This is a genomic window from Paraburkholderia fungorum, from assembly GCF_046026025.1.
GTDB classification, from domain to species: domain Bacteria; phylum Pseudomonadota; class Gammaproteobacteria; order Burkholderiales; family Burkholderiaceae; genus Paraburkholderia; species Paraburkholderia fungorum_E.
Window position 1 is genome coordinate 1 of the sequence record NZ_JAQQFL010000020.1, and the last position, 6,645, is coordinate 6,645.

General features: G+C 59.2%; 4 protein-coding genes. 2 read left to right on the top strand and 2 right to left on the bottom strand.

The genetic code is table 11. The annotated features are described in order from the left end of the window. Positions 1–116: 116 nt before the first annotated feature. Positions 117–2,513, bottom strand: a complete 2,397-nt coding sequence (gspD, locus tag PQR67_RS21510; protein ID WP_408463662.1) for a type II secretion system secretin GspD — start codon at positions 2,511–2,513, stop codon at positions 117–119. 399 nt (positions 2,514–2,912) lie between these two features. On the opposite strand from gspD, the gene PQR67_RS21515 reads away from it, so the two are divergent. Next, positions 2,913–3,686, top strand: a complete 774-nt coding sequence (locus tag PQR67_RS21515; protein WP_408463665.1) for a cupredoxin domain-containing protein — start codon at positions 2,913–2,915, stop codon at positions 3,684–3,686. A 372-nt stretch (positions 3,687–4,058) separates the two neighbouring features. Further along, positions 4,059–5,273, top strand: a complete 1,215-nt coding sequence (locus PQR67_RS21520) for a substrate-binding domain-containing protein (protein WP_408463668.1) — start codon at positions 4,059–4,061, stop codon at positions 5,271–5,273. A 205-nt stretch (positions 5,274–5,478) separates the two neighbouring features. Here PQR67_RS21520 and PQR67_RS21525 read toward each other — a convergent pair whose 3' ends face one another. After that, positions 5,479–6,591: a TIGR03032 family protein gene (locus tag PQR67_RS21525; protein WP_408463671.1), complete on the bottom strand. Its 1,113-nt coding sequence runs from the start codon at positions 6,589–6,591 to the stop codon at positions 5,479–5,481. Positions 6,592–6,645: the final 54 nt, after the last annotated feature.

Below are 6,645 nucleotides of genomic sequence, written 5' to 3' on the forward strand. Positions count from 1 at the left end.
CGTAGTGCCAGCCGGCATCGGCGATGCCTCTTCCGCGATATGTCCCGCCGCGCTCACACCGGCGCGCGCTGCGGGCGACGGCATCGACAACACGGACGCTGACGCTGAAGACGTGCTCACGGCTGCGCTCCGGGGGATGCGGTGGACGGTCCCGTGGTGACGGGGTTGGTCTGCACCGCGGGGTTCACCTGCACAGCGCCACCGTTCATGACAGGATTCGTCTGCACGGCGCCGCCATTCGTGACCGGAGCAGGAGCGGAATTCACCGGCGGCGCCATCTGCTGACGACGCATCTGGTCGAGATTGAACAGATTCATCGCCGGCGACCCACCCTGGCTCGGACCGAGCGGCATTGGCGGCACCACCGGGTCGTCGTTGTCCTTCAACAGGTTGTTATCCGACTTGTACGCGCCCGTCACGCCCTGCACGTAGTCGTAGCGGTTCGCCGTCACGGCCTGCGCCGTATCGCGATCGCTGATGATCACCGGGCGCAGGAATACCATGAGGTTGGTCTTCTGGCGGGTCTTCTGCTCCGAGCGGAACAACTGGCCAAGCCACGGAATATCGCCCAGCAGCGGCACCTTGCTGTTGCTGACCTGGTAGTTGTCCTGCATGAGCCCACCCAGCACGATGATCTCGCCATTGTCGGCAAGCACCGTCGATTGCAGCGAACGCTTGGTGAACTGCGGGCCGGCCGGGTTGGTCGACACATTGGTCGTGCCGTTCACGATCGCCGAGTCTTCCGTGTAGAGCTGCAGCTTGAGAACCCCGCCCGAGGTGATCTGCGGTTTGATGTGCAGCGTCAGACCCACATCGACGCGGTCGTAGGTATTGAACGCCGAACTCGCGTTGCCGCTCGTGAGATTCGAATACGAACCCGTCTGGATCGGTACGTTCGTGCCGACCACAATCTTCGCTTCCTCATTGTCGAGCGTGATGAGGTTAGGCGTAGACAGCACGTTTGCATCGGCGGTCTGCGAAAGCGCCTGCAACAGCGCGCCGAGCCCCTTCACACCAAAGATGTTGTGCACCCAGCCGACATTGAGCCCCTGCTGAAGACCAGAGCCGCTGACGAGCGCTCCGGCGAGACCACCGGTGGCGCCAGTCGCGGCGGCTGCCGCCGTCAGATTGACGATGCTGTTGCCGTTGCCCGTCGCCAGATTGGTGCCGGCGAAAACCTCGTTGTTCGCGACCTGCCACTGAATGCCGAGATTGGCGTTCGTATTCGAGTTCAACTCGACGATCAGCGCCTCGATGTAGACCTGCGCGCGCCGCGCGTCGAGTTGGTCGATGACGTTGCGAACGCTTTGATAGACCGGTTCAGGCGCGGTGATGATGAGGGAATTCGTCGACGGATCGGCCGCGATCATGCCGCCCGATCCACTATCGTCGCCACCGCGTGCGTTGGCGATCAAGCCGCCGCCCTGGCCGACCGCGCCGCCGCTCGCACCCGATCCTGATCCCGACCCTCCCAACCCGCTGCTGCTACTCGTCGAACCCGGCAGCGGCGGCACACCAGGCGTGCCAGTCGAATTGCTATTGCCGGACGAGCCACCCAGGCCATTGCCGTTACCTTGCCCGAATCCCTGCGCGCTCGATTTGTCGCTCGATGTGCCTGTGTCGCCGCTGGCTTGCCCCAGCATGCCGCGCAGCACCTTCGCCAGATCGACCGCGTTCGCATTCGTCAAACGCACCACGTGCATGTTGCCCGGCACTCGCGTGGCCGAATCGAGCCGTGCGATTAGCGCTTTCGCATCCTTGATGCGCGACGCATTGGCCGCGCGCAGCAGCAACGCGTTGATGCGCGGATCGGCCGCGACCGACACCTTCAGCGTTGCGTCCGTGTTGCCGATACTCGTGGGGTCGAGCATTTTCTGCACGATCGGTGCGAGATCGATCGCGCTTTCGTGCATGAGCGGCACAACCTCGACCTGCTGAGACTCGCCCGAATCGATCCCCGCGATGATCGACGCGACGCGACGCACGTTGTCCGCGTAATCGGTGACGACCAGCGTGTTGTCGTTTGCGTAGGCGTTGATTGTGTTGTTCGGCGTGATCAGCGGTCGCAGCACCGGCAGCAGGTTGGTGGCCGATTCGTGCCGCAGACGAAATACCTGCGTGATCACGGTGTCGCCACGTGCCTTGGGTGCGTTGCCGACATAGGTAGGAACGCCTTGAAGCTTCGCGTCTGCTTCGGGCACGACCTTCAGGATGCCATTGTCGGTCAGCAGCGCGAAGCCTTGCATGCGCAATGCGGCTTCGAGCGTCTTCAATGCCCGTTCCTTGCTGACCGGATTCTCGGAGACGAGATTCAACTGCCCCTTCACACGCGGGTCGACGATGATCGTCGTATCCGTTGCCGAGCCAATGGCCTTGGCGACCTGTCCGATATCGACATTGGCGAAGTTCAACGTGACCTGGGCATGGACCGTCTGCGTGAGCGCCGGAATCAACCAGCCGAGCGTGAATACGATGCGAGATACAGCATGGATACCGGAACGAAAACGTGTCATGGATCTGGTTCTATGCCGCTGTGCCCAATTTATAGGAAGCAGGCTCACCTCGTTGAGCACGCACGCTATCACCCGTTTTCATGCGCGATAGGTATGCGGCTTTGAGCCTGCACTTTCGTCCGCTACGGCGCGGCAGCGTGAGCCCGTCCGTAGACAGCGAGGCAAGATTAAGCGGCCCAATAGCGACGACGTGTGACAGATCCTCAGCACAATTTTTCTTGCAGCAGTCGCAGTGCACGCGGCAAGCGTGTACGTACTGACAATCGTTCACCGAGTCGACTTAAGCGGTCGATAAGCTGATAGAGATCTTCATTCGATCCATCGCCCGTGTCGCGTCATTCGCGTACCGCACACGAGCGCCGACAATAACGACGACATCGAACAACATACGGCCAGCACATGACAGAGAAGCCGCTAGTCGATCATGCATTCCATCCGGAGCAAGACCGCCTGTTGACGGTTGAAGACTATCTGCGTGAATTTCCTGGCGACGAACAGACTGAGCAGCCCCGCGCGCGCTGTCCTTTATGCGGTGAAGCGCTGCACGTCATGCAGTCGCGTGGACGAAAGCATACTTATTACTTCTCGCATGCCGAAGGGGCGCTTGCACATTGCCCGCTGGTGACCGACGGACTGCCGAATCCGATTCTGGTCACCGCGCAACCGCCCAATATCGAACTGGAGCGCAAACAGCGCGATGCGTTCTCCCGGCACTGGCGCGCGCATTTGCATGCCATGCGAGAACACGTGCCGGAGTTGAGCGTCATACGATTCATGCGTATTGTCGAACACGCCGACGTACTGCACCTGTGGGCATGCCCCACGCTGATTCAGGCAGACGTGCCGTATATTTTTCTTGTTCTCGCCGAGTTCATTGCAAGAACACCCGGCGCGCAACACTCGGCATGGGTACGGTTCTGGTTCGATGCATCGGTGCAGAGAATCGACGATCTTCGCAAATCGCGCGCAACGCCTCCGCGCCTTTTCAGGTTGCATTACCGGGCAACGCGTTCTTCGATGTTTCCGGGCAGACGGCACCTGCTTCGATACAGTGAAGTGCCCATGACCGGCGATTTTCTGAATGCCTCGACACGTCTGGTCCGTTCTGATGTGCTCACATTCGAGACATTTCTCGCGCAATCGGAAACGCAAGGTACGGCGGCAGCTAGATAGGTGCGCCGAAGTGAAGATCAGATAGACGCAAAGCGGATATGAATAGCATTCCACCTACTTAAGACGCTGGATTGTCCGTCAATTCATTAACGCAAATGACTTTAACGGTGTCGAATATTCATCACGCATTTGAATCCGATATTGGGCATTAATTCTCCGTACCATTTGTTGCCATTTCGACTCACGCAATTCACGGACACTTCACCGTCCACGAGGGAACTCGAATCTATATTGATCAGGCGGTCAGGTTCCCTTCCGGCTGCGAAAAAATCCCTGGTTCGTTTTCCTTAAGGAATTGCGATGAAATCTAGCAAGCGTATCGTTTGTCAAGCTGTCCTGGCCGCTCTCTCGGTACTCGCAGCATCCGCAGCAATGGCACAGACGGCACCGGCTCTGGTCGGTGGCGGCTCGTCGCTGGTTGCTCCGTCGATCGGCGCAGAAATCTCGATTTTCCCCGCTGCTGATGGTACGGCTTCGTACGCATCGGTTGGTTCGGGCAAGGGTCAAACTGCTTTCCTGAACAACGATGCAACCCAGTTCAGTCTCGCTTCGGGCACGGTTGTCAACTTCGCGAATAGCGATGCAGCTCTGTCGTCGACGCAGATCAACAACTACAAGTCGAGCACAATCGGCGCTAGCAGCGGCCCGCTGATTCAGCTCCCTTACATCGTTACGCCGATCACAATTCCGCTGGTCAATGCACCGGCCGGTACGGGTCCGCAAACGACGACTGGTCAGGCTAACAGCGTCGCGCTGAACGACAATGACCTGTGCGGCATTTTCTCGGGCAAGCTGACGGACTGGAGCCAGGTCACGAACCCGGACAACGGTTCGTTCTATGCTGCCGGCCCGATCACGGTTGTTGTGCGCGGTGACGGTAGCGGCACGACCGATCTGCTCACCCGCCACCTGGCAGTTTCAGGCATTTGCACGACCGGCACTAGCGGCAACTCGAACATCGCGTTCACGGAAACGCAAACGTTCAAGACCACGCTGTTCCCGTCCGGCCTGCCGACCAACTTCGTCGAAGCGACGGGTAGCGGCGGCGTGGCCAGCGAACTTGCGACGCTGAAGACCGCAGGCAAAGCTGGCGTGGGTTATCTGAGCCCGGACTACACGAACTCGTTCCTCGCAACGTCGACGAGCGCACCGGCTGCGACGAATGCGCTGGCTGTTGCCAGCCTGTTTAACACGTCGACGGGCGCTGACGTGGTGCCGACGTATCAGAACGCCACGCTGGCGCTTGGTACGGTCGCTCTGCCGTCCAATCCGGCCGTCCAGACGCAATGGGTGCCGAACTCGGCCAACCCGTCCACAGGCTATCCGATCTCCGGCACGAGCCAGATCATCGTTAGCCAGTGCTATGCGAATCACAGCAACTCGCCGACCGTCAACGCTTCGGTAGTGGACTTCCTGAACCTGCACTACAACAACGCCAGCAACGCCGCGATCCTTCACGGCAATGGCTTTGATACGGTGCCTACGAACTATGCGTCGGCGATCACCACCGACTTCCTGACCACCGTCAAAGGCCAAACCCTGAACATCGGCAACGCCAGCGTCTGCGGCGCAGTCGCCGGTCGCTAAGCACTTGTAGAGTTTCGCTGCAGACACACCGTGCCCTCATTTTATGAAGCCACGGTGTGTTTGCAACTCGGATGAACGTGGACCACCGTACATCAAGCCACATTGTCAGTTGCATTCATTGTTTGGAAATACCCATGATTCGTGTAAAACACGTCATGGCTCGATCGTCATATCGAGCCATGTGGGAATCTTCAGGTTTGGTGAATTACGCGTTGCCGCCCTCATCATCGCGCGGCTCCCACATACCACCATGAACCGTCTCAATCGACGGAGTCTCGAACCATTGATGCGGTGCTAGAATTTCCGCGCGTCGAACGGTCGGCAGCACCTGGACATCAAAAATCTCTTCCACTCCGTTATAGAATTCCAGGATACCTAGCACGCGACCGCTCGCAAGCTCGATCGCCGCAACACCAGCGACAAGCTCACCCCTGTCTTCGATGGGCAAGCCTTGTGGTCCCCGTTTCATCCGCAATTTCGATAGACCAACGAACAGGACGCCGCCATAAACCGCCAACCCGTGCGTGAACCCGGGTAATTCGGCAACTACACGTTTCGTCCCTGTCGCGGTATCGATCTGCAGAACGTGTCCGCGGCCGCCTTCAAGAACGTAAAGCTGACCGTCAATCACCCGTGGCGAATGCGGCATCGACAGCCCTGATGCAACGATGCGTCCGCTCGGCACTTCCATGACGATGCCACCGTCGGCCATCCCTTCGCGCCAGCCATAAGACGTGTTCGTGTGACCCAGGGCAGTCGCAAACGACGCCCTGCGATCGTGAAACGCCATGCCATTCAGATGGCAGCGATCGTCGCCGGTGAAATCGGTCAGGAAAGGTGGTCGCCAGAACGGCGTGAAGTTGAAGAATCCGTCGATCACGCAAAGGCACGAAAAGCGCGTGTTGACCGCGATCACACGCGGACCGTCGAGCGCCATGTCATGCAGATCGCAATTGCCGGTGAAGTGCGCGACGCGTGGCACGAACATGCCGTCATAGTGGTCCGGGCGCGCAGGGTATTGCTGCGCGATCGCCTTTGCATTTGCAAAGACGATCACTTCGCGATGTGTGGCGATCGCCAGCCGATCGCCTTCGACTGCGAGCCCCATCGAGCGCGGCAACAGACAGGCCGACAATGTCGGGACACCCTTGTCGACGCCGAGCAATGCAACGCCCGATGGCCGCCTACTCAGTGCAAGCGAACAGTTCAATGCCTCGAGCGTCGCAAGAAAACGGCCCGTATCGCGCAAATCGATCAAATCGGGCTGCTCTGCGATCCCGTTGCCTTGCACTTCATCCTTCAGTTCTGCTGCCTCCACTGTCAATTTCCTCTCTCAGGTTGAAGCATTATTTCGAAGGTTATACATCGCCGC